Genomic DNA, 26,048 nt, shown 5'->3' with positions numbered 1-26,048 from the left:
ATTGTCTTTTTGTTTATAAAGCAACCGTTTTAGTTGGCGGCTGTTAAAAAAACATTGCGGGATGTTGATTAAATGTTTCTGTTGTGGTCTCATTTGTTTGTAAATAAGTCTGCGTGTAACAATTTGTAAGCGCTAGGGTAGATTTATTTCAATAAAATAAAAATAAGTCCAGGGAGAAACATAATGTATAAGAATAGCTTTCTAACTAATTCAGTGCGCTTTGCACTAATTAGTGGTGCAGCAGCAACGGCAGTAATTAGTGCTCCAGCAGCATTTGCTGCAGAAGAAGAAGCAAAAGATGTAGAGCGTATTTCTGTAACAGGTTCACGCATTAAACGTACTGATATGGAAAATGCAGTTCCTTTAACATCTTTTACTGCTGCAGATATTATGGCTTCAGGTGCTCCAACGCTTGAGCAATTTGTACAAGCTTTACCATTAGCTAACGGTGGCCAGTATGGTTCAAACGTTAACAATGGCGGTACCGGTACCGTGACTATGAACCTTCGTGGTTTAGGTGATACCCGTACTCTAGTTCTTGTTAATGGTCGCCGTTACAGTGGTGATATTTCAACCGTCCCAATGGCTGCTGTTAAGCGTGTTGATATTTTGCGTGATGGCGCTTCTACTATTTATGGTTCAGATGCTATTGCAGGTGTAGTTAACTTTGTCACTAATGATGACTTTGAAGGGGCACAAGTTGATGTTCGTTACCAACAGTCAAGCGAAGGTGACGGTGAAACTAAGAGTGTTAACTTTTTAACTGGTACAAGCAGCGACAAAGGTAACATCATTTTCTCTGGAACCTATGAAACTCGAGAAGCTATCTACGGTTCACAACGTGACTTTTCATCATGCCCACCATCTGAGGTTGATAATGATGGTGATGGTAATAACGATGGTTTAGTTTGTGGTGGATCAGGTACAACAATGCCTGGCTCAGCATGGAGCCCTTCACATGGTTTTGGTCAGTTAGATGGTAATGGTGGCATTCGTCCACTTACAGATGAAGATAAATTTAACTATGCTGCGCTTAGTATTCTTTATCAACCACTCGAAAAGCACTCATTTTTCACACAAGGAAACTATGAGCTAATTGATGAAGGTTTCTCTACTGTAAACTTTTTCACTGAAGCTGCTTATACAAACCGTATTTCAAATCAACAAATGGCACCAGTTGGTACATTCTGGGGTGTAGAAGTTCCAACAACAAACCCAGGTAACGATCTAGGTGAAACGGCTTATGCATATCGCCGTTTAGCTGAAACAGGTGGACGTACGTGGGAGCGTGAAGTTAACGAGTTTAACTTAACTATGGGCTTCAACGGTGAGTTTGCAAATGAATGGTACTGGGATGTGTCATACATGCGTTCTCAGCGTCGTACTGATACAAATGCTGGTGGACGAGTTCATCAAGAGCGTGCAGGTATCTTAACTAGCCCTGAATTATGTGCTGCAAATGATGAGTGTCCTGGTGTATGGAACCCATTTGCATCAAATACTTTGACTCAAGAGATGCAAGATTGGATTATTGTTCCAATGACAAGTAACTCTAAGGGTGAAGATACTCAGCTACAAGTTAACATTGCTGGTGACTTCGGTGATCTTGAGCTACCTGCAGGTCCAATCTCATGGGCTGCTGGTTATGAGCGCTTAACTACTAGTTATGTATCTATTCCTGATGGAGCAGCTGGATTAGGCGCTATCTATGGTGTAAGTGCTGAAGGAACTGAAGGTGCATACTCTACTGATGCATACTATGCAGAGCTTAATTTCCCAATTTTAGCAGACTTACCTTTCGCTAAAAGTGTCAACCTTACAGTGGCAGCGCGTAATACCGATGTTAGTGTCATAAAAGATAATGAAGTGACAACTAAGTTCGGCTTAGAGTGGCGTCCAGTTGATGATATTCTTGTACGTGGTAGTCTTTCTGAAGGTTTCAGAACACCAAGTATCAGTACATTATTCGCGCCTCGCGCAAACTCTGCTACATCTTATAGTGACCCATGTGAGAATTACGGTACAAACGCAGGCGCAAGTGCTACTTTGAAAGCCAACTGTGCTGCTGATGGCCTAGCTCCAGATTGGAGTCCAATTACTGACCAAGCTAGTGCATGGGTTGGTGGTAACCCAGATATTGGTCCAGAAAAATCAACTAGCTTAAGTGTTGGTGTTGTATATTCTCCTGATTACTTAGAAGGATTCTCGGTAACATTAGATTACTATGACATCGAAATCACTGATGTTATTGGTTCTCTTGGTATGGGAACTATTGCGACTGAGTGTTATAACAGTGAGAACTTCTCTTCTCCAATGTGTGACCAAATTAAAGGTCCTGCTGCATACGGTGAGCAAGGTGGAGAGCGTCGTAACTCATTAGGTAACTTGTCAGGTGTTGATTTATCTACACAAAATCTAGGTTTCTTCAATGCTAGCGGTATAGATTTTGACATTAACTATGCCTTTGATGTTGCAAACGGTACTTTAGACTTCAACTTAGAAGGTACAAGAGCGCTTACACTTGAGCATCTTGAAGCTGAAGGACTTGAGAAAACATCATTAGCTGGCTATTACGGTAATGATGTTGCAAATGGCGGTAAAGGTTCATTCCCTGAGTGGAAAGCAGCATTTAGAACTAGCTTCTCTGCAGATGATTGGACTGTAACCTATAACATGCATTACCAAAGTTCTGTAGATGATTATGCTCCAATTGAAACAAATCTATCTAACAGTGTTGGTACTATGCTGTACCATGATATTAATGCATCATACTACTTCAGCAACATAACATTGTCAGGTGGTATCAATAACTTGACTGATGAGCAACCACCATATGTAAGTAATGGTACAAATGGATACTTGATTCAGTCTCACCGTTTGACTGGTCGCCAGTACTATGTATCTGCTAGCGTGAAGTTTTAATCACTAATAATTAGTAAATAATAGCAATACCACTAAAACCCAACATCTCTTGATGTTGGGTTTTTATTTGCAAGTAACTTTTAAAATAGTCTCTACTTTTGCTACTTATAGCTAATCTGATTCTGCAGGGGAGCTCTTCTTCTCTCTAATTCTATATAGCTACCTGATTAAAAAATGTTCCTGTTTTCCCCGATGGTTTAAATTTGGGGCGTCAGGTCTGTATAAGCTCCCCATAACAGCTCAGCTTAGATAACTTGTTGTTATTTGCCTGTTAAGAGAGCAAAAAAATATTCCTCTGTGTTAATTAGTTCTTGTTGTAAAGACAACCCAAAATTAAAGACTAAACATTCCTTATAGCTGCTATGTTACTTATTCATGATTTGTGATTATTTATTTATTTTGTGGTTGGTGCCTACTTATATAGCTAAAATTATGGGTGTCTACTTGAATAATTAAGTGAGGAGGGTCTATGTTAGCTTGCTGTTGGTTTTGCGAGTTTTGTTAAATTGGTCTGCAGATTTATTGTACAGATTTCTTTGCGTCAAGATATGAGTGCGGGGTTACATTTGAATGTTGAATGTTGATTAAATGTTTATGTTGTGTTTTATTTGTTTGTAAGTGAGGCTGGTTGCAACATTTTTTGGGTGTTTAATTGGTTTCATTTCAATAAAATATAATATAAGTCCAGGGAGAAACATAATGTATAAAAATAGCTTACTCGCTAATTCTGTGCGTTTTGCACTAATTAGTGGTGCAGCAGCGGCGGCGTTTACTGCACCAGCTGTTTATGCGGCAGATGAAGAAACTGTAGAGCGTATAGAGGTGACTGGTTCTCGAATTAAGAGAACTGACATGGAAGGTGCAAATCCGGTCACAACCATTGATGCTGCTTCGATTGAGAAGATGAGCGTTAATAACGTTGGTGATCTTCTTCAGAATCTAACATCATCTGCTGGTGCTGCAACTAATACTCAAACTAACAACGGTGGTGATTCAAGTACTCGTTTTTCACTGCGTGGTATTGGTTCTGAACGTACCCTCGTTTTAATTAATGGCCGTCGTGTTGTTGCTGGTGGTGGAGGGGCGAACTCTTCAGTGGATTTAAATACCATTCCAACTGCGATTGTTAAGCGCGTTGAAATTTTGAAAGATGGCGCATCTGCGACATATGGTTCAGACGCTATTGCTGGTGTTGTGAACATCATTACAAAAGATGATTTTGAAGGGTTTGAGGTTAAGCTAAATTATGGCGGTAGTGATAAAGGTGATGCCGTCACTAAGGGCGTCGATGTCACATTTGGTGCTGCGAGTGATCGAGGTAATGTTGTTGTTGCTCTAGGTTATAGCGATCAAGGCGATGCATTCATGGGAGATCGTGATTTTTCTGAGTTTGAGTTAAGAGCTTATGAAGATGGTCATACTGAGCCTGGTGGGTCTTCTGCGCCACCATGGGTTAACGCAAATACTGCTGATGGCCGAGTTACTCGTGGTCCAGAGTTTGGTGATTGGAGACCGTATAGCGGCGCTACTGATTCATACAACTATAACCCAGTAAATTACCTTCAAACGCCTAGTAAGCGCCGTTACGCTTCAGTTTTCTCAAATTATACTTTGGGTGAGTTTGGTTTCTTAGGTGAAGTAAACTCATTTGCTGAGGCAAGTTATGTTCAGACTACGGGTAATCGACTCATTGCTCCTGAGCCATTAGCACCTTTAATTTTCTTTGGTTCAGCAGCACCTTATTCACCAAATAACTATTACAATCAGAAAATGGGACCGAAAGATGCAAACGGTAATGCCTATGTGATTGATGACTGGCGTCGTCGTATGCTAGAAACTGGTGGTCGAGCTAACGAGCGTGATTATAAAACATTCCGTACAGCTGTAGGATTTAATGGTGTTTTAGAAAACGGCTGGGACTGGGAAGTTTCATATGTATGGGGTCAAAGCGACTCTGTTGAAAAAGCAGCAGGTTACTTTAATTTAGATCGCGTTGCAGAAGCAGTAGGTCCAACTGGGTGGTTAGATGCCAATGGAAACTTAATTGTTGATGGTAACGGTGATGCTGTTGTCGATGCCAACGGTTCTCAGCTGGTATGTTTAGATGCTGATGGTGGCACTATTGATGGTTGTGTTCCGTTAAATATCTTTGGAACTCCAGGAACGGCAGATGAGATCACTCCAGAGATGCTGCAATATATCTCTGGGGATTACAATACAACTGAGACGGGTCAGAACAAGCAAGAAGTTCTATCTGCAATTGTTTCGGGCGACCTGTTTGATTTGCCAGCTGGCTCTGTAGGTTTTGCTGCTGGTTGGGAGCAGAGAAAAGAGTCTGGCTCATACACTCCTGATTCTCTTATTCTCCAAGGTATCACCACTGCAGGCTCTGCGGTTGGTACCAGTGGTGGCTATGATGTACAAGAGTTCTTCGGTGAGTTGATTGTGCCTATTTTGGCTGATGCACCTATGGCACATATGCTTGATTTTGAAGCGGCTATGCGCTATTCGGATTATAGTACTTTTGGTACTAATACCAGTGGTAAGTTAGGTATCAAATGGATGCCAGTAGAGACTCTGATGGTGCGTGCTACCTTATCTGAAGCTTTCCGAGCACCAACAACATCAGACCTCTTTGGGGGAGCATCAGTAGGATTCCCAGAAGCAATCGATCCTTGTGACCGTTTTGCATATGACTCTGATGCAGCTTATGCAGCTGTTATTGCATCTCCTCAGTGGGCTAATTGTACTGGAACTGGTGTACCTGTTGCAGGTTATAACTCTGGTGGTGTAGAGCAAATTCCAACAAACGGGGGCGGTTCAGACAACTGGGGTGGTACTGAGAATCTAACTCCAGAAACTGCTGATGTATTGACTGTTGGTGTTGTGTTTAATCCAGATTTCATTGAAAACTTCTCAATGAGTGTCGATTATTGGAAGATTGAGCTAGAGAATGCGATCTCTACAGTTGGTACACAAACTCGTTTAGATGGTTGCTTTAACTCTGGTGAGTACTGTAATACTATCACTCGCTTCGGTGCTACTAGCCCTGCTGCTGGCGGTATTATTACCGTAGATAACTATACTGTGAATGTTGGTGGAATCGATACGGCAGGTATTGATTATGATTTACGTTATACCTTCGAATCAGGTTTCGGGGATTGGGGCCTAGGTTTAGATGGTACATATCTACTTGAGTATGACAAGATGCTTGCTGATGGATCTGTAATTGATCATGTTGGTCGTTTTGAGTCTAACCATGATGGTATGTTTGCTAAACTCAAAACAAACTTCACTGTTAACTGGTCTATCTCAGATTTTGATACAAGTTTAATCACTCGTTATATTAGTGGTGTTGTTGAAACTGAGTCTGGTTGGTGGACAGATCCTTTTGAAAGAGATGTAGACTCAAATATAGTTGTTGATTTTCAGACTAATTATGCTGCAACTGAGCACTTAACGATCACTGCTGGTGTAGATAATTTATTTGATGAACAACCACCTTTTGTTTACTCAGCATTTGGAGCAAACACTGATGTGTCGACTTACGATGTTATTGGTCGAACTGTTTACTTAAGAGCTGGGATTAAGTTCTAAAGTCATTTAACTTTACTAAAGGGCGCAATGCGCCCTTTTTACTTTTAACCAAGGAGATAGGTATGAGGTATTGTTTAGTGTTAGCTTTTTTTGTTCTAGCTGGCTGCGAATCATCACAAGAGATGTTTAAGTCACAAGGTGCTGAAGGTCAATTAGTCGATGCTGGGATCAGGTGCGAGATGATGGCAAGGACTGGTAGTAACAGAAAGACTAAAGTTTGTAGAACAGTAGAGCAGATTAAGAAAGATGAGCAGGAAGCTTATTCTTCGCTTAATAGAAAGCAAAGAACAGGCTATACAATTCCAAAAGAAGGTGGTTTGCCTAAGTAAATCGGGGGTAGAGGAATGAAATACTTATTGTTTATCTTTTTCTTTGTATTATGCGGCTGTGAGTCTTCACAGGATATGTTCAAAAGTCAGAGTTCAGACGGAGGAGAGCTGGTTGACACTGGAATTCGTTGTCAGATGATGGCAAGAACAGGTTCTAATAAGAAGACTAAGGTTTGCCGAACAGCCCAGCAAAGAGCCAAGGATGAAACTGATGCCGAACGCTCATTGAATAAACTGCAAAAAACAGGTATGACTTTAGGTCATTAAGTTACTATATTAAGGAGAGTATGAAAAGAAGTGGTGTTTTTATATTCTCCTAATCATTTTAAGCTTTTTTTACTTAATGTTTATTTGCTCAGAGATAGTAGTTTTTTTATGCAAGAGAGCTGAGTATTTTCATTAATATGTTTTCTCTATTTTTAATTCCTCATAGATTTCTTTTAACCCCCCCCCTTTATCTTTCTAAGGGTTTGATTATTTTGGTTTATTGTTTTTGTGCTTGGCAGTAAACTAAGTTCTTATAGCTCCTTAAAATGTTCAAAGAATACAGATTAATATTTTTGAAATCAGAGAATGGAAAGTGGGTTTATTGGGAAAATGAGGTGTTGTAGCCTCAGGACATCATAATAACCTAGAGTGATTGCTAACCTTTATTTGAAGTGTTGAGTTTAATACTTGTATTTTTCTCGCTATCTCGTTGTTAAGTCATATGCCAGATAACGTACTAATAAATATACTGGTACTACCATGTTGTTGCATAAATGTTAAGCTTTGCTTTTTGGTTTATTAACTAAAAAAATCAAATTTTTCAAGTTGTTGAATGCAGCCGGAAAATCTTTGCTCGTCAGGTTTGTTGTTTTTTTATTTACTTACTTATCTAAAAAACTCCCTTTTGCTTCTTTTCTATCCTTTAAGCTTGTTTTCTACTAGTTTTAGCGCTTTCCAAATGTTGACACAGGTCAACATTTTGTGAAATGATGCCATCGGTGCTACGCCTTAGTCGGCGTAGAAAAATAAGATAATAATTAACAATCACAAGAGAAAGACGTACTTAGGAGCTGGGGATTCTTGCAAATATAAGCAGAAACCTATGTTATTAATAAGTTAAGCTTTTTAATTTTACTTCAAATTGGTTGGGAACTATGTCCAAGGTAAGCAATAAAACAAAAATCGCTACAGCGCTCGTAGGCGCGTTAGCCTTAGCCGGCAGTAACTTAGTGATTGCCGATCCCCTTTCGAACGTTCAAAAAGCTGACAGCAAGATCCATGCTGAAGCAGCAACATCTCAGAAGAAAGTCGATAAGTATTACGATCAAGCGCAAGACATGGCGTTTGAATATGCTCAAGTTGCAGATACTCGTGAATCAACAAAGTCATACAACGATTACGTTGCAGGCCTAGTTGCAGACCAAGAAGCAACGATGAAACTAATCCAAGACGACATCAACGGCGTTGACAAACTACGTCAAGGCGTTGTTCCTCTTATGTTTAAAATGGTTGATGCACTGGAGCAGTTTATTGCCCTAGATCTTCCATTTAACCTTGAAGCTCGAAATGCTCGAGTTGAACGCTTAAGAAGTACACTCAATACAGCTGAAGTTACATTGGCTGAGAAATACCGTTTGATTCTTGATGCATACAATATCGAGCGTGAGTACGGTTCAAAGTTGAATGCACAAACTGGTCAGCTTGCGCTTGATGGTAAAGAGATCTTAGTTGATTTCCTTAACTTCGGACGTGTAGCGCTTTACGCTCAAAGCCAAGATCAAAAACAAGCTTGGATGTACAACGCTGACTCTAAAGGTTGGGATCAACTATCTGATGGCTACCTACGTAACCTGAATAAAGCGATTAAACAGGCTCGTGGCCAAGGCGCTCCAGATATGTTCGCGTTACCAATTCCTGCTGCGGAGGCTGCACAATAATGAAAAAGTTTATCTCTACAGCTATCGTTGCTGCAACTCTATCTCTAACTGCCGGTATGGTAAGTGCTGCCGATGCTCCTAAAAGCATTGATCAGCTTCTTAAACAGGTTCAATCTGAACGTGCTACTGCAGCTAAGACAAATAAAAATCGTGAAGCTGAGTTTCGTGCTGAGCGTGGTGATAAAGCTGCGTTACTTAAGCGTGAAAAAGCCGCTCTTGCTGCTGAAGAACAGCGCGGTAAAGATCTGACTCAGGCTTTTGCTGATAACGAGCGTAAAATTGCTCAGTTAGAAGAAGATCGTAAAATTGCTCAAGGTGATTTGGGTGAGATGTTTGGTGTTGTTAAAGGCGAGGCTGGTGATTTTGCTGGTAAGCTAGCTTCATCTAACGTGACTGCTCAATACCCTGGTCGTGATAAGTTTATCGCTGAACTTGGTGCTCGTAAGGAGCTTCCAAAAATCGAAGAGCTTGAAAAGTTCTGGGAAGACCAACTTTTCGAGATGGCTGAATCTGGAAAAGTCGTTACTTTTGATGGTTCAGTTACCGGTCTTGATGGTGGTGTTCATAACACTACTGTGACACGTGTTGGTGCTTATAACCTACTTGCTGATGGTAAGTATGTTGTGTATAACGCAGATCTTGGTCTAATTCAGGAGCTTTCACAGCAACCTGGTGGCGAGCAAGTATCTAGTGTTAAGAACTTCACTTCTACCACTTCTGGTTATGAAAAGCTTTTTGTTGACCCTGCACGTGGTGTTTTATTAAGTGTATTCACTCAGAAGGCAACGATTGAAGAGCGTATCGAAGCAGGTGGACCAATTGGTTACATCATTATCGGTCTACTTATTCTCGGTGCTCTAATCTTTATCGAGCGTCTAATTACGCTTTATCTTGTAGGTGCTAAAGTTAAGTCTCAGCGTAAGAATCTTGAAGAGCCAGGTAATAACCCACTTGGACGTATTCTTAAGACTTATCAAGAAAACAAAGATGTTGATGTTGAGACATTAGAGTTGAAACTTGATGAAGCTATTCTTAAAGAGACGCCTGCACTTGAAACTCGTATCTCTATCATCAAGGTTCTTGCAGCTATCGCACCTATGATGGGTCTACTTGGTACAGTAACGGGTATGATTGCAACCTTCCAAACGATTCAGTTATTCGGTACAGGTGATCCACGTCTAATGGCTGGTGGTATCTCTATGGCACTGATGACGACTGTTCAAGGTCTAGTTGCAGCGCTTCCATTGATGCTTATGCATGCGATTGTTATTGCTCGTAGCAAGTCAGTTGTTCAGGTTCTTGAAGAGCAGAGTGCTGGTATTGTTGCTGCTCACGCTGAGAAGAGGAACGCATAATGATGCTATACCTGATGGACATCTGGGATTCCGTCAGGGGCTTCATGGCCACGGGGGGCGACGTCCTCTGGTTGGTAGCGGCAGTGTTATTTCTAATGTGGGTGTTGATGCTTGAACGTTTTTGGTATCTAAATCTAATAGCGCCAAAAGCACATAAAAGCATTATCACCGCTTGGAATGATAGAGAGGATTCAACCTCTTGGTACGCACACCGCATCCGTGAAGCTTGGGTATCCCAAGCGAAACAAGATATGAATGCTCGTATGCTGATTATCAAAACGTTAGTAGCCGCTTGTCCTATGATAGGCCTACTAGGTACCGTAACCGGTATGATACAGGTATTCGATGTGATGGCAGTTCATGGTACGAGTAACGCTCGTATGATGGCAGCTGGTATTTCAATGGCGACCATGCCAACTATGGCAGGAATGGTTGCAGCGTTATCTGGAGTATTCTTTAGTACTCGCCTTGACGCAAAAATGAAAATCAGTTTAGAAAAGCTAAAAGATAGCTTGCCACACCACTAGAGAGAGTATTGAACATGGCACGTAAAAAGCATGCAAGTGTAGATGATGAAGCACAAGTAGATATGACCCCGATGCTCGACATCGTGTTTATCATGCTTATCTTCTTTATTGTAACAACGTCGTTTATTAAGCCGTCTGGACTTGATTATAAGAAACCAGAAGCATCAACTGCGACACAACAAAAATCAGCCAACATCTTTATTGGTGTAAGTAAAACAGGTGTTATTAAGATGGAAAACCGTCAGGTTGACATCGAGCGAGTAACAGCAAACGTCGAGCGTATGCTGGCTGAAGCACCTGAAGCGGCTGTTTTGATTGAAGCAGACCAAGAAGCAGAACACGGTCTTGTCGTTAAAGTCATGGATAGCGTTAAGAAAGCGGGAATAGATAAGATCTCGGTTTCAGCGGGGAAGGATTAATATGCTGAGAGGAATAGTATCACTCATTTTAGGTGCTGCTGTTACTTTCGCCCTGTTTGTTTTCATGGCCTTCTTGGTCGGTGGCGGCGCTAAACGCGCCGACACCAAAACTGATTCTCCTATTATCGAGATCAGTATGGATAAGCAGGATACGAAAGTTCAGGATAAGCCTAGGGTAAAACCTAAGCCACCAACGCCGCCAGAACAGCCACCTCTGCCGGATACTCCGCCACCAGATAGTTCATCTGACATAGATACTAATATGTCATTTAACATGGGTGGAGTTGCCGCAGGTAGTGCAAATACTGGATTTAAGCTTGGGAACATGATGACGCGCGATGGAGATGCAACTCCTATTGTTCGTATTGAACCACAGTATCCGATAGCTGCTGCACGTGATGGTAAAGAGGGTTGGGTACAACTTAGCTTTACTATTAATGAACTTGGTGGTGTTGAAGATGTCAAAATCATCAAGGCTGAACCTAAACGTCTCTTTAATAAAGAAGCTAGACGTGCACTGAAAAAGTGGAAGTACAAGCCTAAGATTGTTGATGGCAAAGCACTTAAACAACCAGGCATGACTGTTCAGCTAGATTTCACCTTAGATAAGGGAGGCAAATAAAGATGGCTAAAGTCAGTTTAAAAACGACAAGCATTGCGGCAGCTTTATTACTCTCTGTTGGTGGTAGTTTATCAATAGTGCCTTCAGTAAGCGCTGCGGAAAAATGTCCTATTGACCTTAGAAAGTCAAAAGCGGTAGGTCAAAGTGCAGCTAAAAAGGTTGGGAAGTCATTTGCTGCTTACCAAGAGGGGAATGTCGATGAAGCTATCGCCATTTTGCTTGAAGTTAATGCTAAGAATGACTTTGATAAGGCCTATATCGACCGTATGTTGGGTAACTTTTATGCTGAAAAATCTCAAATGGGAACAGCAATTAAGTATCTTAAAAAAGCGGTTGAAGCTGATATCTTAGGTGGTGTTGATCATGCTGCGACGGTTAGGCTCTATGCTGATCTTCTGATCCAGGAGAAGAAGTTTAAAGAGTCTATTCCTCAATACTACAAGTGGATGGAGTTTACCTGTAAACAGGATGCTCAAGTCTACCGCCGTATCGGTATTGCTTACTCTGAGCAGAAGAACTGGAAAAAAGTACTAGAGGTCGCCGATAAGGGACTTTCTATCTCTGATAAACCTGATAAAGGTCTCTATCAGATGAAGCTAACGGCTTACTTTAACCAGAAAAACTACCCTGCTGCAGTGAAAGTGCTTGAGACTATGGTGCCGCTTTTCCAAGACGATAAACGTCTTTGGGTTCAGCTAGCTCAGTTTTATTTGATGACTGAGGACTACACCAAATCACTTGCGACCTATGATCTGGCTTATATGAATGGCTTTTTGGAGACGGCGGGTAACATCACTCGTTTGACTCAGCTTCTTGCACAAAAAGGTTCTTCATACCGAGCTGCTCAGATATTTGAGAAACACTTAAAGTCTGGATTGATCAAAGAGGATGAGAAGACACTTTCAATCCTTGCTGGTTTTTATCACAATGCTAAAGAGTTAAAAGAGGGCGCTTATTACTATGGTAAAGCAGCTGCTGTTAATAACAGCGGGAAGTTTTACTTAAAGCAAGCGCGTTTACTAACTCTTGAAGAGAAGTATAAGTCAGCGATTCCAGTGCTTAAAAAGGCACTTGATGCCGGTGGTGTTAATGCTGGTGAAGTTCAATTTGAACTAGCACTCGCATATCTTGGTACTAAGCAGTACAAGGCAGCTTATCAGCGTTGTAAGCTTGCGGCTAAAGATAAGAAAACCGCTCGCACAGCTAAGAGTTACTTAGCCTATATCGAAGAGAAGGCTCGTATTTACAAAGTACAATTATAGGTATTTGTAGATAAAGTCTAAAAAGCCCCGTAAGGGGCTTTTTTATTTACTGTAGTAACCTAAGTGCTGTATGTTTGCTTTGTTCCAACTCTAACTCATGACTGAGCTTCTCTACATCTTGGAAAAGTAGTTCGATATTGAGATCTCGCTCAGGCAAACAGACGCAAGCTGCAAGCTCAAAATCAACATGGCTAGTATGTTGCTTCCCATATTCTAAATTAAAGGTTTCTATCTTTTTTTCGATCCGTTCCAGTACAATCTGAGTACCGTCCTCATTAATGTTAAATAGACCTAATGCAAAATGGTCATTATCCATCCTCGCAACAAGATCTGTGGTTCTGAGAATAGCCTTCTGAACCTCCTTCATAAAGAATTCAAGTAAATGAGGTTGCTTAACGGTTTCATGTATGTGCGGGCACAGATACAATAAGGCTAAACTTTGGTGTTCTCGAATATGGCGATGCCACTCTCGATTAAAGACCTCCATAAAGTAAGTCTGGTTATAGACACCGGTTTCAGGATCTCTGAAACCTGAGTTTCGAAATGAATAGATCATTGGTTGACTCCTTTCCCATAACTACAGAGCTTTAGGGGGTAAATCGGACTTAAATTAGTATCTTTTGCTAATAAGTATAGAAAATAACACGTATTTGCACAGAATAAGAGAGAGATTAGGTAGATGAAGAAAACATTACTTGCGATTTCAATAGGTCTAGTTGTCGGTTTAACAGGCTGCTCCGACAGTGAGAAAACAACAGACAGTACCGTTTCTACGGTGACCGAGCCTGAATTGCAAGGGGGAGACAAAGTATCCGTTGAAGATGCTCAGCAAAAAGCTCAGCAAGCCTACCTCGCTTTAGTTGATCAATTCTTTAAAGATAATCTTAAACTAGAACCTATCAGCGCGACCTTTGTCGGTGTGAATGATTATAACGATCAATTTGGTGGGGATCTGACAGAGGAGTATTTAAAGGCGCGTCATGAGCTCAATACTCGTTACCTTAAACAGATAGAAGATATTGATCGTAGTCAGCTCCCTGCTGAGCTACAACTTAGTTATGACATGTTCGCTTATAACAGAAATATCGCCTTGGTCGATGAGACCTTCCCGAATCGTTTTATGCCGATGAATCAATTTTATAGCACTGTGATCAGCATGGTTCAGCTTGGCAGTGGCGAGAGTGCTCAGCCCTTTAACACTGTAAAGGATTACCAGAATTGGGCTTCTCGCCTTTCAGGCTTTATCGCTTGGACTAAGCTTGCTCAGGCCCGTATGGATGAAGGAATTAAGAGTAAAGTTGTTTTACCGAGAGTATTAGTTGAGCGAATCATTCCTCAGCTTGAGGCTCAGCTTGTGGATAATCCAAGTGACAGTCTTTTCTATGCGCCCATCAATAACCTTCCTGATAATTTTACTCAAGTGCAAAAAGAGGAGTTAACTGCGCAATATACAGCTCTTATCCGTGATGAGCTTTTACCGGCCCTTACATCATTGAAGGAGTACTTTGCTACAACATATCTTCCTGTCGCCAGAGGAACGGATGGTTGGTGGGGACTGCCAAATGGCAAAGTCTGGTATCAGCATCTCGCGAACTCGCATACAACCACCACCATGCCGGTGGATGAGATACATCAGATAGGGCTCAGTGAAGTTGAGCGTATCCTATCAGAGATGGATAAAGTACGTGAGCAGGTTAAATTTGAGGGGGATTTAACGGCATTTTTTGCTTCACTCTCATCAGAGCCTCAATACTTCTTTACCGATCGCCAAGGCTTGATTGACGGTTATATGGAGATAAAAGATAAAATAAACGTAGAGTTGCCTAAGTACTTCAACGTTATGCCAAAAGCCGACTACGTGGTTAAGCCTGTCGAGAGCTTCCGTGAGCAATCTGCAGCGGGTGCATCCTATGAGTCTCCAGCAGTCGATGGTTCTCGCCCTGGGGTATTTTATATCAACACATATAACCTTAAGGCTCAGCCAAAGTGGGGGATGACAACGCTCTCGCTACATGAAGCAGCACCTGGACACCACTTTCAAATAGCCATAAAGCAGGAGTTAACAGGTGTACCTGAGTTCCAACGTTTTGGTGGTTACACTGCATTTGAAGAGGGCTGGGCACTGTATGCTGAGTACCTAGGTATTGAGATGGGGTTATTTAGCGACCCATATCAGTATTTTGGTAAGTTATCAGATGAGATGCTTAGAGCGATGCGCTTGGTTGTAGATACAGGTTTGCACTCTAAAGGTTGGACACGTGAGCAGGCTATCCAATATATGAAAGATAACTCGCCGATGGCTGAGTCAGATATCGTGGCCGAAGTTGAGCGCTACATGGCTATTCCTGGTCAAGCCTTATCCTATAAAGTGGGTCAGCTTAAAATACTATCTTTGCGAGCGGAGGCTGAAAAAGCCCTAGGAGATAAATTTGATTTAAAAGGGTTCCATGATCAAATTTTAACTTCAGGCTCACTCCCGATGGCGGTGATGGAGTCTAAAATTCATGACTGGATCGAAACGCAAAAATAGAGTTACTCAAGCAATAACTTACACAGACTTTCATTTTTAGTGCTTTTTAAACCCAGCTTTTATCAATATACTGGCTGGGTTTATTTTTTAGGTATAAATCCCCGATTGTCATCGATACGGGGCAAAATTAACGTTAGGAGTTTAATATGGTACAAGCTACAGCAAGACATCTGCTAGTAAGCAGCGAAGAGAAATGTGAAGCACTTAAGCAAGAGATCATGGGCGGTGCAGATTTTGCTGATGTAGCTAAAGCGAACTCATCTTGCCCATCAGGTGCCCAAGGTGGCGATCTTGGCTCTTTCGGCCCAGGTATGATGGTTAAAGAGTTTGATGAAGTTGTATTCAGTGCGCCATTGAACGAAGTTCAAGGACCTGTAAAAACTCAGTTTGGTTACCACCTACTTGAAGTAACAAGTCGCGGTTAATCACGCTTTAAGGTTACCAATTATGCTCGAACTCTATACAGACAGGTTGAGGTTAAGAACACTCAGGCGTGATGATATGCAAGATTTTTTGAAGGTTCATCAAGATCCTCTGATAAATCAATACATCGCAGTGCCTGAGTCTGAAACTGTGTTGCTTGAAAAGTTCGAGCATAAATTAGCGCCTTGGCATTATGACTCAGGTGAGTGGTTAACACTGAGCATCGAGGAGCTAGGCGCTGATCGCTTTATCGGCTTTACTGGCCTGTACTGCTCAAACTTAACATTAGGGCATGCCGAAGTGGGTTACATGTTGGCAACGCAAGGCCAAGGTAAAGGTTATGCCAGCGAAAGCCTGCAAGCTGTTATCGACTGGGCGTGTTTACGTTTCGATGTGCATAAGTTTATTGGTACTTGTGCTGCGGATAACCTTGCTTCGGGGCGAGTGCTTGAGAAAGCAGGCTTCAAATTAGAAGGTGTGCTCAGGCATAACTTTAAAATTAAGGAGCAGTGGATTGATGATAAGGTCTATGGCTTACTAAGCGAAGAAAGATCGCTTTAAAACCTGTCTGTAGTGCTATAAACCTTCTCTCTAGTGCTATACTCCCCCCAGAAATTTGATTAAAGGTAATACGTGTGACAGCACAAATTGAAACCTTGGCACTATTGCCGGGTGAAGAGTACATCGAGCTCTATAAGATATTAAAAGTCCAATCTATGATTGGCGGTGGCGGAGAAGCTAAGTTCGTTATCGGTGAAGGCATGGTGACGGTTGACGGTGAGGTTGAGACCCGTAAGCGTAAGAAGGTCAGAGCTGGTGAAGTAGTAGCCTTTAATGGTGAGTCAGTTCAAATCGTAGCAGCACCTTAGTTTTTGAATTTAGATGGAGTAAATAATGCAATTTCCAGATGATGATAACGGCAAAATGCTTGCCGCAATGAGTGAAGCTGGTATCGATCTGTCTAAGCAGCTTGATGTCGATTTCTTTCTTGTCTTTGAAGACCAAAGAGATGCGGAGTCGGCCACAGAGGAGTTGGCAGGTTCAGATCTTGAAGGTGAGATGGAGCTTCATTTAAATGATGAGCTAGGTAAGTGGGAATTGATTGTTTGCATTAAGATGGTTCCTGAGTATCAAGCGATTGTCGATCAAGAGCTACAGCTAAATGGTTTTGCCGAAGAGTTTGGTGGTGCAACTGATGGTTGGGGCGTGATGCAGCATCAAGAGGGCGACGATGAGTTTGCCGATGATGATCATGAGTGCAGCGACAGCTGTAAGCATTAATCACTTTGCTGAGCATTTCAATTATTCGCCACTGTGTGGTGTATTATTGGAGTTTTAAAGCTAAGTGCCTAAATGACTGATATTTTGTATTAAGCCGCTATTTTAGTGGCTTTTTTTATGCCTGTAATTCATTATTAGATGCAAAAATTAATTGCCACAGATGGAGAAGAGAATGGCAAAGCAGATAAGTTTTGGTACACCGGTCAATGATGCTGAGCGATGGGCGTTTTCGCTTCTGGCTGATGAGCTTCCTGAAAATTACATCTTACTGACCAATGTGGAGATCCCAACAAAGTCTGGGCAAGCGATGGAGGTTGATGCGCTGGTAATAGGGGAGTGGGGTGTTTATGTCGTCGATGTTAAAGGTTACATTGGCCGTTTAGATGCAGGTCTACACGCTTGGTCACTCGATGGACGTGAAGTCGATAATAGCTTAGCCAAAGCGAACTATGTCGCCCGTGTCCTTGCTGGAAACGTCAAGCACACTATTCCAATTGGCGTTTATGCCCCTTGGTGTCAAGGTATGGTATTTGTAACTGGCCGAAAAGGTGAAGAGATAGAGCTTGAGAAGCAGCAGGGCTCATTAAGTATCTACACGCCTAAACAGATCGTTGCCGCACTGACCAAAGAGTGGGGACTTACCGCCCCGCGAAGCCATCAGGTAACAGATGAGCAGAAAGAGCTTGTGCTGCAAACCATAGGTCAGGTCGCACTGGTTGAGCAGCGCAACAACAAGATACAAGACTTCACAAAGCTCAAATGCTTGTTTATTCAAAGCGGTTTAGAGGTGTGGCAAGCGGAGTACAACCCGGGCGATTGGACCGCACCTTGGCTGCTAAAAATACTGATCCCGACTCAATTTGCCGATCAAGAGCAATCATTAACACATGAGCAGCAGCTAAGAGAGGAGTTTAAGCGGCTTCAAGCATTAACTGGCTGCAGCGGTGTTCCCTATTGTGCGCCGCTTGTTCAAGATGGAGAGCAGTTAGTACTTCCTATCCGAATGCCCCGTGGCGTGCCGCTTAATGTGCTTGAAATCGACAGCCTGACCACCTATCAACTGCTTGAGATCTTAAGACGTTCTGTTTCAGGATTGCAGCAGATCCATCGACGTGGTTACACGGTAGGCGGTTGGACAAGTAACTGCTTATTCGTCTCGGATTTAGGAGACGTTGAGTTTATCGATATTAAAGATAATCTTACCGATAATGAAGATATAAAAGCCTATGCAGAGGGGTTCCTACACCTAGCTTTGCAGACAAAGCAGCCGCGTATCTACCAGTGGTATCAGCAAGCGGCTAAGGGAGAAACCTTAGATGTTGATGGTTTAAGGTGTGATCTCTCTGCCCTTATTGATAACGGGGTGTGCGACACCTTGCCTGAAAAGCTTAATATTAATGTGGGCGCCATAATCGATCACCACTATCGACTCGAGCAGTTTATTGCCGCGACTCAAACGAGTCAGTTTTGGCGAGCGACCCACATTCAAGGTCAATTTAATTGTGGTGTTTCGGTTTACAGTAAAGTGGAGGCCAAATGGCCAACCTTAAGCAGCCTATACCGAAGCCTCTCTAAGTTGCACCATCCGCATGTTGAAAAGGTACTGGCGTTTGGGCAACTTCCTCAAAGTGAGGAGCTGTTTATTGCCAGAGCGTGGGAGTATGGAGCGTCACTCGATGAGATAACCAATATTGAGTTAGGTCAACCTGTGATGTGGTTTACTCAACTACTGTCGGCCTTACAGTATATGCATCAGATGGATATCTATCATGGTGCCATCTGTCCAAAAAACATCATATGTAATCAAGAAAAAGCGATATTGGTTAACTTTGGGATTGGGCTGGATATTGCCACAAGCCATTACGCAAGTCAGTATGCGGACCCTCTACTGTGGGCGGCAGAGGGCGATGCAGAGAAAGATCTTTATGGGCTAGTTGCCAGCTTTATCGCCACCTTAACGCCGCTAAACCTGCAAGGGGATGGAGGACAAGCGGGTATTATCCACGCATTGAACTCTTTCGATAAAGCGTGGTTTGGTGAAAAGACCTTTGATACTTGCATGAAGGTCTTAAACTTTGAGTTTGATGCTGTTCCTGGGGCAAATTATCTTGAAGACTTCGATGTGGTCGACAGCTTAGTCTAGGCGTCTTGTCAGAAGACGTGCAATAGAAGGAGGCCATTTGAGCCTCCTTTTTTGTGATGACAAACTTATACTGATAGGTTTTAGACACTGCGATAAGGAGCGAATATTTCCAACAACCAATCGATAAAAGCCTGTGCTTTAAGAGGCAAATTCTGTGATTTTGGGGTGATCACATAATAGGTATATGGGCTAGTAAAGCCTTCGTCAAAGGGGATCACTAGGCTACCATCGGCAAGCTCTTTCTCAATAAAAAAGCGTGGAATGAGTGCAAGTCCCATTCCGCTTACTGCTGCTTGGCTAAGCATGTAGAAGTGCTCCATACCAAACTTCTTTTCAGTGGTTAAGGTCAAACCGACCTTGTCTGCCCAATAGGGCCAAAGTTCAGGGCGGGTTGTGTGCTTCAGTAACGTCATCTTGTTAATGTCATCTAAGCTGTGAAGCTCTTTCATCAGTAATGGTGCGCAAACCAAACAGAGATCTTCATCCATTAATTTAAGGTAGTTAACCTCTTTTGGCGCTTGGGTTGCACTTCTGATGGCGATATCGCAGCGGCTCTGCTCAAAATTAACCGTAAAATCACCGATAGAGAGATCAACATAAAGATGAGGATAGCGCTGTTTAAACTCCTCCATACGCGGGATCAACCAGTTGATGGTAAGGCTAGGTAGTACATTAATCGCTAAGGTCTGTGATTGCATCTGATGTGATTTTATCTCATCTGTTGCTGTCTTAATGGTCTGCAAAGCAGCCTGAATTTGTGGCAGGTATCGTTTGGCATCATCAGTGAGCGCTAACTTTCTATGTTGGCGAAGAAAAAGCGGAGTACCGAGGTAACTCTCCAAGCTCTTAATCTGCTTACTTATGGCGCCATGGGTGACAAAGAGCTCATCGGCAGCGTGCGAAAAACTCAAATGCCTTGATGCTGACTCAAAGGCTAGAAGTGCATTCAGTGGCGGAAATTCTGTGTGCATCTGCTGTATCCAATTGGATTATTTATATTCCATGCGTGAGAAAATCTCACTTTAAAATGAGAATAACTCCTTTGCGATTTCAGCGCAAACCAAGTCTAATGAGCTCACTTTTATTACTCTATTAGAGATATATCTTTTATGGGCTTTGAACTCACCTATGAGCTGGTTGCAATCCTGTTTGCAGTTGCCGTATTGGCAGGTTTTATCGACTCCATTGCCGGTGGCGGTGGTCTGTTAACCATTCCAGCATTGATGTGGGCGGGCCTGCCTCCTACGGCGGCTTTGGCCACCAACAAACTACAGGCCTGTGGTGGTAGTTTTTTTGCTAGCCTCTATTTCATCCGCAAAGGTATGGTGAAACTCAGTGACATGAAGTTAGCGATACTGTGTGCTTTTATCGGCTCTGCCATCGGTACTATCGCTGTGCAGCAGATAGATACTGCATTTTTAGAGGTGCTATTGCCATTTCTTATGTTGGCAATAGGTGGTTACTTTCTGTTTTCAAAAAAAATCAGTGAAGATGACAAGCACCAAGTATTTGGTCCTGGTTTGTTTGCCTTAACAGCCGCGCTTGGAGTTGGTCTCTATGATGGCTTTTTTGGACCAGGAACAGGCAGTTTCTTTGCTCTCGCGTTTGTCTCTTTAGCTGGATATGGGCTGGCGAAAGCGACAGCTCATGCTAAGGTGCTTAACTTCTCTACCAATATTGCATCTCTTATCTTCTTTGCCCTAGGCGGAAAAGTATTCTGGGTTTTAGGCGGTATCATGCTAGTGGGCCAAGCTATTGGGGCGACACTAGGCTCTAAAATGGTACTGACTAAAGGCACAAAAATCATCAAACCTCTAGTGGTCACTATGTCAGTTGCCATGAGCGTTAAGTTACTGTCAAATCAGTATGATTTGTTGTTTTGGCTATAGCTTTTAGTCGCCTTCGAATGAAGGCTGATTACATTTGTTGGTTTAGCTTTCGGCTGGTTTGATATTGGAGTGTTGTGTTTGAAGGCCGTACCTTCATTACTGTTTATTGCTTGCCGCAGGCTTATGTGCAGATACTTCTACGAGACGCCACTAGCACATCCCTGTGGGCTTTACGGCAGCTTCCATGCTGCCAAAACTCGCAGCCGCATCTACACCTGATAATTTACTTCTTCGATTTGGTTTTACTTTGTAGAAGGGCACAACTGGTTTTACCCCTTTATCTGTTACCTCCAGTGATTTGTCCTATGGAGCCCTGACTTCTTTGTAATACTTTTCTCATCAGTCGGAAAGGTATGGGTTCCGTCTAGCTAGCGACAACCTTTTAGTTAACCAGTGCTTGTATTTTATACAGTAGTATTGGTTTTGTGTGGTAAATCTCTAAATTTTGCGTATTCAGTTCACGGTTTGTTGTTGAGCGAGAATAAAAATAGATGTAAATTCAGTAAGATGAAAGTGTGCGACTAAGTTTTGTCCGAGAGTGTATTGGATACAATCTTAAGCGTAAGTATTTAACAATTTGCTATTAATAAACTTTTCAGAGTTTTTACTGTGCATAATTTCTCAACATGGCTTGGCAAAACGCGCAAGCCGTATATACAAATGTTATGTTTCTCTTCAATTAACCGAGATTCTTGTATGAACTCATATTTAGTGTCAGATAAGCCAATAATTTATGCAGATATGAATGTATTCCGGTACTTAGCTTGTGGAGACATTTCTATTCTTGAACCAGAAAGGTTCAAGTGGGTTTATTCGTATGTTCATCTTGATGAAATCCACCGGAATGGAAACCAAGATGCACTCGAAGGAATGACATTGCTGAAAGCAGTTGAGATTTGTGATGTTCTGAATCAAGACTTTCAGTCTGAAGGTAATATTGTAATAAGGGATTATATAGATCCTTATCTGAGATATGAGGAACATTTAGAGGCTATTAGTGGTTATGAGGGGGCTGCAGATCACATGGTTGAACACCTCATACGCTCTTTTGGCGCAGACAACTTTAAAGAGCTAAGTGAAACGCCAGAGCAAATGCGAAATGAAATAGAACGAATAACTAGTATTATCCCTGATGAAAGGCGCGAAGATCTAATCGAGAAAGTATCAAAAGTGTCGAAGGAAATGGAAGCTACAATTGAAAAGCACCTAAAGAACAAGATGCCAGTTGATAAAACAAGAAGCGCATTAGGCGTTACAAGTGAGAATCGGAAAGCTATCGAGAAGTCCGAATTCGCAATTGATGAAGTTTGGGATTTAATTTCACCCTCAATACCAAATGTCACGAAAAATCAGTTCTTTGGCTTTGAGCCAATTCCGGGCATAGAAGGAGTTCAGCATACTCAGCACGGTGCAATATCTGGGGCATATATTGTGCTCAATATGATAGGGATAAGCCCCGACAAAGGTCTTGCGAAAAGGGACAAGATCAAGAATATAATGTCAGATGGGCAGCACGCTGGAATGGCATCTTATTGTAATGCCTTAGTTTCTGCTGACAGAGGTATAATTAATAAATCATCGTGTATATTTTTGTACCTAAAAAATATTACCAATGCTTTGCATTTTGAGTACCAAAAAGGCTACCAGCTTAGCCTTGGCGTAAGCAAGACATAACAAGCGCATGTTGTCGGACTGGTTTTTCCGCTGTGCTCCAAACCAGCCGCAAATGCGGGCGTTATCGAATATGGGTTTACCATACTTTTCCTAATGGAAATTAGCACTTCCTGAGCTTTAAATCTAACCAATTTCTGTCCAAAAATGAGTTACAACAAGAGTCCACTTCGAAGAGGTAAACAACCTCGTGTGAATGCGGCTGTGGGCTTCGGTTTCAAGGATGAAACCGCAGAGCGGCCAAGGATGGCTTCATAGCGTCCCGCAGAAGTATTCACACATCGGCATGCTGCAAGCAATAAATAACCTTACTGCTATGGTATTCAGCAAACCACCAAACACTAAGCCAGCCCAATGAACCAATTCAAAAGATATTTGAAACTTGCTATCAGGCAAGTCAGCAAGCTTTTGTCTAATAATGAGTTTAACCACTAGGTCTCAAATCGAAGAGGTTAACAATCAGGTGTGAATACGGCTGTGACCTTCGACATCAAGGATGATGTAGCAGAGCGTATAGGGATATATTTACAGCGTGTCATAGAAGTGTTTACACATTCAGCGAACCGCAGGTTATAGATAGCAATGAAGCCTCGGTACTCAGTATGCAACCAAGCACCAAACCCGCCCAATGAACCAATCCAAAAGATATTTGATACTTGTTATCTGACAAGTAAATCAACCGTTGGCGTAAGCCTTTATCACCTCTTCTGCGATAATCGCAATCCCATCTCGCATCTTGGCTTCATCTTGAACATAGTTCATGCGCAGGCATTGATGACTATGCTCCCACTTCTCCTCTGACTGCTCCTTCTGGCCAAAGAAGAAATAATCACCAGGAACTATCAATACACCGCGCGCTTTTAATCGCTCATAGAGTTCCATGGTTGAGATTGGCAGCTCATCAAACCATAACCAGAGGAAGATAGCGCCTTCTGGTTTGTGGATTTTAAAACGGTTATCCGTGATAGATTCTTGTAATAAAGAGACGGCAAACTTGGCTCTGTCTTGGTAAAAAGGCTTAATGACAGATTCACTTAGTCGCAACAGATCGCCTGAGTCAATCATATGTTTGGCGATGGCGGGGCCAAAGCCACCGGGTGCGAGGCTAATGATCCCATTTAAATTGGTCAGGGCTTGAGTGATCTCTTCATTGGCAATCACGATCCCGCAGCGAACCCCAGGTAACCCAAGTTTGGACAAGCTCATGCAGAGTATGGTGTTCTTATTCCAAAATGGCGTCACCTCCTCAAATATAATATTGGGGAAGGGAGTACCGTAAGCGTTATCGATAATTAGGGGAATGCCATTGTCCTGAGCAAGTTTATCGAGTTTAAATATCTCTGTGTCGGTCAGCACGTTGCCAGTCGGGTTTGTTGGTCTGGAGACGCAGATAGCGGCCACTGAATCATCAACTTCAAGGTGCTCAAAGTCCACGTGATATTTGAACATACGGTTATCTAAGTGTTCGATTTCAGGCCGGTAGGAGATAAAAATGTCTTCATCGAGTCCGGCATCACTGTAACCAATATATTCGGGGGCGAGTGGCAGAAGGATCTTTTTATGGCTGCCATCAAGTTGTTTTCCCGCCAATAGATTAAACAGGTAGAAAAAAGCGCTTTGGCTGCCGTTAGTCAGGCTAATATTTTTCTCGCTAATATCCCAACCATATTGTTCTTTTAGAAGTGCTGCGAGTGCGGTAAGAAATGTATTCTTTCCTTGGGGGCCATCGTAGTTGCCTAAGGCTGATACCAGCTCGCCATTTTCTAACATATCAGCAGTTGCTTGATGAAAGTAATCCAGCATTTCAGGGATCGCACCTGGGTTACCGCCGCCTAGCATAATGGCACCCGGAGTTCGCAGCCCCTTATTGAGATCATCCATTAAACGGGTAATACCTGAGTAACGATTAAACTTTTCACCAAACTTAGAAAACTGCATAACACCAAATACCTGAAAACCATAATGACTTGTGAATGCCTGTAGTATCAATTCTCAGTGATAAACGCACCCATTTTTTCACTTTTTAGTGACTAATTTCGATCTCATCAAGGTTTTGTCAACAAATAGCAGGATTAATGAACATATGTGTAATATAGAGGTGAGATTCAAATGAATATAAAACACACTTTAGGCACTACTTTTCGCCTAAATTGGTATTGATTTGCAGCAAACATTTAGCAGTGATACTTTTGATAACTAGTAAGTGAATAGAGTGGAATGCTATATGTGCCGCTAATTAAAAGGTTGCTATATTCACAGGAGGTGTATGATGCAAGCCATTAGACTTATATTATTGATGGTATTATCTTTTGCCACAGAAGCGACAACTTGGGGGGAATCTGAGGTTGATGACCCTATAGTAGAAGGGGAAAAGTGTTCTGTTTATGAGCCTTTAAGTTATGGAGGATATATTTATAATTGGCCCTCAAAATATGATCAAGTATTTTGGCCTCTTACTGATTATAACGGCATATGGTTTTGTGAAAAGTCAGGGTTTACCTCATTTATAGGAGACTTTTCTGCCCTAACAGTCTCTGAGCTAGCTAAAATCAAAAAATATTTGCTCGAAAATCCGCCAAAGGATTCAAGTATCCACACTAAACTTGCTCTGTTAGAAGCACTCTATTCTTTAAGAGATACAGATACCGCCTTTAAGAATCGATTACTAAGAGTTTTTGCTCGATGGCATCAACACCTTGAAAATTATGATAAAGCAAACGACTATCGAAGAAAGGCGCTTGCAGGGATTGAGCTGGCTCTTCAAGGAGATATGAGTGAGTTTAAACATTTAGAATATCTATATTTAGCTGCTAACTATTCTAAGCAACTTGGTTACAAAGAGGCCAGCGATCGCTATATTTCTAAACTTATTTCATCTTTAGGTAATATCAAAAGCGAGGATAATAGAGGTTACATTGAGTATCTTCAAAAGCTCTATCCTGATACAAATTATATTGAAGCTGGTGGTGTGCTTGATCCTGTGCTTCCTGAATAAACCTGTTATTTTCCCAGTTCTTTGTTCTTGTGAAAAAGGGTGAGTTTTCTTACTATACCCAAACAACTTCAGGGTGCAGAATTCAGCATGTCGAGAAGTGACAGAGTTCAAGGCATGAAATAGTAGGACTAGTTATTCTAATTCAATATTTCATAACA

22 protein-coding genes are annotated in these 26,048 nt (G+C 42.0%); 19 read left to right on the top strand and 3 right to left on the bottom strand.

Annotated elements, in window-relative coordinates:
• The first annotated feature begins 183 nt into the window (after positions 1–183).
• The 10 genes from SWOO_RS15890 (at position 184) to SWOO_RS15845 (ending at position 12,958) form a co-directional block, all read left to right on the top strand.
• Positions 184–2,922: a TonB-dependent receptor plug domain-containing protein gene (locus SWOO_RS15890; protein ID WP_012325690.1), complete on the top strand. Its 2,739-nt coding sequence runs from the start codon at positions 184–186 to the stop codon at positions 2,920–2,922.
• A gap of 699 nt (positions 2,923–3,621) precedes the next feature.
• The gene (locus tag SWOO_RS15885) at positions 3,622–6,519 is read left to right on the top strand and encodes a TonB-dependent receptor domain-containing protein (RefSeq protein ID WP_012325689.1); all 2,898 of its coding nucleotides are present in this window, start codon (positions 3,622–3,624) and stop codon (positions 6,517–6,519) included.
• Between the two features lie 62 nt (positions 6,520–6,581).
• Positions 6,582–6,848 carry a hypothetical protein gene (locus tag SWOO_RS15880; RefSeq protein ID WP_012325688.1) on the top strand — a complete coding sequence of 89 codons (267 nt, stop codon included), beginning with the start codon at positions 6,582–6,584 and terminating at the stop codon, positions 6,846–6,848.
• Positions 6,849–6,863: 15 nt separating this feature from the next.
• Positions 6,864–7,115, top strand: a complete 252-nt coding sequence (locus SWOO_RS15875) for a hypothetical protein (protein WP_012325687.1) — start codon at positions 6,864–6,866, stop codon at positions 7,113–7,115.
• Positions 7,116–7,990: 875 nt separating this feature from the next.
• Positions 7,991–8,773, top strand: coding sequence for a DUF3450 domain-containing protein (locus SWOO_RS15870; protein WP_012325686.1), 783 nt, complete (start codon positions 7,991–7,993; stop codon positions 8,771–8,773).
• The gene (locus tag SWOO_RS15865; RefSeq protein ID WP_012325685.1) at positions 8,773–10,128 is read left to right on the top strand and encodes a MotA/TolQ/ExbB proton channel family protein; all 1,356 of its coding nucleotides are present in this window, start codon (positions 8,773–8,775) and stop codon (positions 10,126–10,128) included. The genes SWOO_RS15870 and SWOO_RS15865 overlap by 1 nt, the downstream gene beginning before the upstream one ends.
• Complete coding sequence (locus SWOO_RS15860) at positions 10,128–10,655, top strand: MotA/TolQ/ExbB proton channel family protein (RefSeq protein WP_012325684.1); 528 nt, start codon at positions 10,128–10,130, stop codon at positions 10,653–10,655. Before SWOO_RS15865 ends, SWOO_RS15860 begins: the two co-directional genes overlap by 1 nt.
• A 14-nt stretch (positions 10,656–10,669) precedes the next feature.
• Positions 10,670–11,074 carry an ExbD/TolR family protein gene (locus tag SWOO_RS15855; protein ID WP_012325683.1) on the top strand — a complete coding sequence of 135 codons (405 nt, stop codon included), beginning with the start codon at positions 10,670–10,672 and terminating at the stop codon, positions 11,072–11,074.
• A gap of 1 nt (position 11,075) precedes the next feature.
• A complete protein-coding gene (locus SWOO_RS15850; RefSeq protein ID WP_012325682.1) occupies positions 11,076–11,696 on the top strand; it encodes an energy transducer TonB in 621 nt (206 codons plus the stop codon).
• Positions 11,697–11,698: 2 nt separating this feature from the next.
• On the top strand, positions 11,699–12,958 hold the full coding sequence (locus tag SWOO_RS15845) for a tetratricopeptide repeat protein (RefSeq protein ID WP_012325681.1): 1,260 nt from the start codon (positions 11,699–11,701) through the stop codon (positions 12,956–12,958).
• 46 nt (positions 12,959–13,004) lie between these two features.
• Here SWOO_RS15845 and SWOO_RS15840 read toward each other — a convergent pair whose 3' ends face one another.
• The gene (locus SWOO_RS15840; protein WP_012325680.1) at positions 13,005–13,514 is read right to left on the bottom strand and encodes a diguanylate cyclase domain-containing protein; all 510 of its coding nucleotides are present in this window, start codon (positions 13,512–13,514) and stop codon (positions 13,005–13,007) included.
• Positions 13,515–13,637: 123 nt separating this feature from the next.
• Between SWOO_RS15840 and SWOO_RS15835 the strand changes: the two genes are divergently transcribed.
• The 6 genes from SWOO_RS15835 (at position 13,638) to SWOO_RS15810 (ending at position 19,335) form a co-directional block, all read left to right on the top strand.
• Positions 13,638–15,488: a DUF885 domain-containing protein gene (locus SWOO_RS15835; RefSeq protein ID WP_012325679.1), complete on the top strand. Its 1,851-nt coding sequence runs from the start codon at positions 13,638–13,640 to the stop codon at positions 15,486–15,488.
• Between the two features lie 146 nt (positions 15,489–15,634).
• Positions 15,635–15,913, top strand: a complete 279-nt coding sequence (locus SWOO_RS15830) for a peptidylprolyl isomerase (RefSeq protein WP_012325678.1) — start codon at positions 15,635–15,637, stop codon at positions 15,911–15,913.
• A gap of 22 nt (positions 15,914–15,935) precedes the next feature.
• A complete protein-coding gene (locus SWOO_RS15825; protein ID WP_012325677.1) occupies positions 15,936–16,472 on the top strand; it encodes a GNAT family N-acetyltransferase in 537 nt (178 codons plus the stop codon).
• Positions 16,473–16,546: 74 nt separating this feature from the next.
• Positions 16,547–16,780: an RNA-binding S4 domain-containing protein gene (locus tag SWOO_RS15820; RefSeq protein WP_012325676.1), complete on the top strand. Its 234-nt coding sequence runs from the start codon at positions 16,547–16,549 to the stop codon at positions 16,778–16,780.
• A 25-nt stretch (positions 16,781–16,805) separates the two neighbouring features.
• Positions 16,806–17,192, top strand: a complete 387-nt coding sequence (locus SWOO_RS15815) for a ribonuclease E inhibitor RraB (protein ID WP_012325675.1) — start codon at positions 16,806–16,808, stop codon at positions 17,190–17,192.
• A 172-nt stretch (positions 17,193–17,364) separates the two neighbouring features.
• Entirely contained in the window at positions 17,365–19,335 is a 1,971-nt protein-coding gene (locus SWOO_RS15810; protein ID WP_012325674.1) for an NERD domain-containing protein kinase family protein, read from the top strand.
• A gap of 80 nt (positions 19,336–19,415) precedes the next feature.
• Here SWOO_RS15810 and gcvA read toward each other — a convergent pair whose 3' ends face one another.
• Positions 19,416–20,306, bottom strand: coding sequence for a transcriptional regulator GcvA (gene gcvA / locus SWOO_RS15805; RefSeq protein ID WP_012325673.1), 891 nt, complete (start codon positions 20,304–20,306; stop codon positions 19,416–19,418).
• 138 nt (positions 20,307–20,444) lie between these two features.
• On the opposite strand from gcvA, the gene SWOO_RS15800 reads away from it, so the two are divergent.
• Complete coding sequence (locus SWOO_RS15800) at positions 20,445–21,224, top strand: TSUP family transporter (protein WP_012325672.1); 780 nt, start codon at positions 20,445–20,447, stop codon at positions 21,222–21,224.
• 696 nt (positions 21,225–21,920) lie between these two features.
• The gene (locus tag SWOO_RS15795; protein ID WP_012325671.1) at positions 21,921–22,898 is read left to right on the top strand and encodes a hypothetical protein; all 978 of its coding nucleotides are present in this window, start codon (positions 21,921–21,923) and stop codon (positions 22,896–22,898) included.
• A 672-nt stretch (positions 22,899–23,570) separates the two neighbouring features.
• Here SWOO_RS15795 and SWOO_RS15790 read toward each other — a convergent pair.
• On the bottom strand, positions 23,571–24,833 hold the full coding sequence (locus SWOO_RS15790; RefSeq protein WP_012325670.1) for a valine--pyruvate transaminase: 1,263 nt from the start codon (positions 24,831–24,833) through the stop codon (positions 23,571–23,573).
• A 328-nt stretch (positions 24,834–25,161) separates the two neighbouring features.
• Between SWOO_RS15790 and SWOO_RS15785 the strand changes: the two genes are divergently transcribed.
• On the top strand, positions 25,162–25,890 hold the full coding sequence (locus SWOO_RS15785; RefSeq protein WP_195742801.1) for a hypothetical protein: 729 nt from the start codon (positions 25,162–25,164) through the stop codon (positions 25,888–25,890).
• The last annotated feature ends 158 nt before the right edge of the window (positions 25,891–26,048 follow it).

Origin of the sequence: Shewanella woodyi ATCC 51908 (assembly GCF_000019525.1) — a bacterium.
In the GTDB taxonomy this organism is placed as follows: domain Bacteria; phylum Pseudomonadota; class Gammaproteobacteria; order Enterobacterales; family Shewanellaceae; genus Shewanella; species Shewanella woodyi.
The sequence above is the reverse complement of the archived record's forward strand: the minus strand, read 5'-3'. Positions and strand labels throughout refer to the sequence as shown.